The organism is Methanosarcina spelaei (assembly GCF_002287235.1).
In the GTDB taxonomy this organism is placed as follows: Archaea; Halobacteriota; Methanosarcinia; order Methanosarcinales; family Methanosarcinaceae; genus Methanosarcina; species Methanosarcina spelaei.
Genome location: NZ_LMVP01000194.1, coordinates 1 through 2,999 on the forward strand (window position 1 = coordinate 1; position 2,999 = coordinate 2,999).

The following is a 2,999-nucleotide window of genomic DNA, read 5'->3' on the forward strand; positions in this document are numbered from 1 at the left end:
ATATTATAGCTGTTAATGTCTTCTCGTTTCAATCCTTGTTTTAGTGGATCTTGCTCACGAATCCTTTATGATTAACGCAGACTTTGATATCTCATCAAGTTTCAATCCTTGTTTTAGTGGATCTTGCTCACGAATCTTCAAAACTACTGGTACTGATGGGTACATTTACTGGTTTCAATCCTTGTTTTAGTGGATCTTGCTCACGAATATTCTGTTTTACATTACTGCTATGATTATCAGGGGTTTCAATCCTTGTTTTAGTGGATCTTGCTCACGAATAGGGCAAAAATTTCCGTTATTTGGCTAGAAAAGGCCTGAAATGAGTTCTTTTTTTGGGTCCGAATTCTTGTTGGAAAATTATCAAACCCTTTATAAATACAAGAAAAACAGGGTTTCTAGCAGTTTGGAAACATCTTGGTATATGTTTTTCTTTCTATTTAATTTTTGTATTTCAAGTCGTTTTAAATAAATCTAAGGGCTGGACTAGTTCAATAATATTTTTGCTGTTTTTAAAACATTGAATTCAAACAGTTTTCTTATCAAGAAGTTGAATTCAATCCAGAATTAACAAACGAATAAAAATATTATTTTGTATTATTTAATTTTATAAATTTACTATATTGATGTTACATATATTTAGAAATGTATTTATAACAAAACGAGATTAGTCTTGTTTATCTTATTTTTTACAAAGAATGTATTGCAATATTGTTATGTTTTCTTAGTAAAGTGTTATTTAACTGGGTTGAAATTACTGAAAACACTACTGGTAGGTAATACTGTTTCAATAATTTAATATGACTACGAGAAAGGAGGAGTTTAAATCAAGAAAAATCAGCAATATATCTTAATAGGGGCAATAGCCATAATTATTGCGGCTGCTATTGCTTTTATGCCGGGTAATGAGCCGGCAAGTTCGGCTTCCATGATGTCGGATGGATCGGTTTCCGGAGGTTCGGATAATTTAACTTCCGAAAACTCGGATGAATCGACTTCCCAGGGCTCGGATGAACTGGTGGCAGCCGTAGGAACTCATGGCGGAGAGCCGGAAACCGGTTTTAACCCGATTACCGGATGGGGTTATAGTCGTGAACCGCTGGTTCAAAGTACTCTTTTAAAAAAGGACAGTAATGGGTCTCTTATTACGGATTTGGCAACAAACTATTCTGTTAGTGACGACGGGTTGACCTGGGTCGTTAATATAAGGGACGACGTTAAATTCCATGACGGAGTGCCTTTAACGGCTAAAGATGTGGCATTCACATTTAATACCGCAGCAAATTCGAGTGGAGTCGATCTCTCAGTTTTGAAAAATGCGGTAGCACTTGATAACTACACGGTTGAATTCAAGTTGGATGACCCGCGAACGACTTTTATTCACAAGCTTGTAGCTCTCGGGATTGTACCTGAACACGCTTATAATGAAACTTACGGAGAACATCCGATAGGGTCGGGCCCATATCGATTTGTAGAATGGGATAAAGGCCAGCAGGCGATCTTTGAAGCAAATCCGGACTATTATGGTCAGAAACCGTACTTCAAAAAAATAACTTTACTCTTCATGCAGTCCGACACGGCTTTTGCTGCTGCTAAATCAGGGCAGGTTGACCTGGCTGAAATTCCTTCTTCCTACGCTAATCAGAAAGTAGATGGAATGAAAATGGTATCTCTCAGTTCCATTGATGCTCGGGGAATAACTTTCCCAATGCAGCCTGATACGGGAAAGAAAACGGAAAATGGCTACTCAATCGGGAATAATGTAACCTCCGATCCTGCGATAAGAAAGGCCCTGAACATCGGAATAGACAGGCAGGCCTTAATCGATGGAGCGTTAAACGGGCAGGGTGAAGAGGAATTTACTGGAGTTGACAAACTGCCCTGGGGCAATAAAGAAGCTATATTCGAAGACGGAAATGTAGACGAAGCAAAGAAGATTTTAGCGGACGGCGGCTGGAAAGATGCCGATGGTGGCGGTATTCTTGAAAAGAATGGGTTGAAAGCGGAATTCACCTTACTGTATCCTTCAAGCGCCCAGGAAAGACAAGCATTAGCCGTCTCATTGGGCGAGGAAGCTAAAAAACTGGGAATAAACATCAAAGTTGAAGGTAAGAGCTGGGACGAGATTGATACTCTGGCGCATTCAACTCCTGTAGTTTTCGGTTATGGCTCTCTGGACCCAACTGACTTATACCTGAAATACTACAGCAAAAGCTACGATCCTGCAGACTACAACAATATAATACTATACAACAATTCGGTCGTGGATAACTATCTTAGGACAGCCATAACCAGCACTGATCAGGACACTGCCAATAAAAACTGGCAACTAGCTGCCTGGGATGGGACAACAGGATTTTCCGAAAAAGGAAATGCTACCTGGCTCTGGATTGCAACTATTAATTATCTGTATATTATGGACGAGGATATAGATATCGGGACTCCAAAAATCCAGCCTCATGGTGCCGATATCTTCGGTAATATCCTGGAGTGGAAACGCACAGGAAACTAAGCTGAAATCTGGATTTCAGCGAAGAACAGTCATGAAAGTCTTTTAGCAAGGCTGAGAACTGTTCCTTTAAGTTCTTAATTAAGCTGGGGATACAAAACTCCTCAGTGTGACTCTTTTTGGCAAAATTTGATTGAAATTTGTGTTTTTATTTTTTGCATGTGTTTTCATATTTTGCACATGTTTTTATTTCTTCCACATGTTCTCATGTTTTACCATGTTTTCATGTTTTTAAATATAATATTCTTATATATTATTCTTAACTATCGTCGACACAATTCCATAATCTAGTGATTTCTCTTATTGTTCTTTCCTCAAACCTACAATTTTCTCTGCTAACTACCTCAAAAAGCTGCAATAATCTTGAAAAACAAATTCTTTGGCATTTTTGCCAAAGAATTTGTTTATTCATTAGATATTTTTTTTGAATATTTTATTTAAAATCAATACGCTCCGCTACTTTCTAAAGTGAAACTTTTATCAAAATAGCTTA

The 2,999-nt window shown here is 37.9% G+C and carries 1 protein-coding gene; it reads left to right on the forward strand.

Features of this window, described 5'->3' with window-relative positions; translation table 11 throughout:
• Positions 1-892 precede the first annotated feature (892 nt).
• The gene (locus ASJ81_RS10600; protein ID WP_095644429.1) at positions 893-2,509 is read left to right on the forward strand and encodes an ABC transporter substrate-binding protein; all 1,617 of its coding nucleotides are present in this window, start codon (positions 893-895) and stop codon (positions 2,507-2,509) included.
• Positions 2,510-2,999 lie beyond the last annotated feature (490 nt).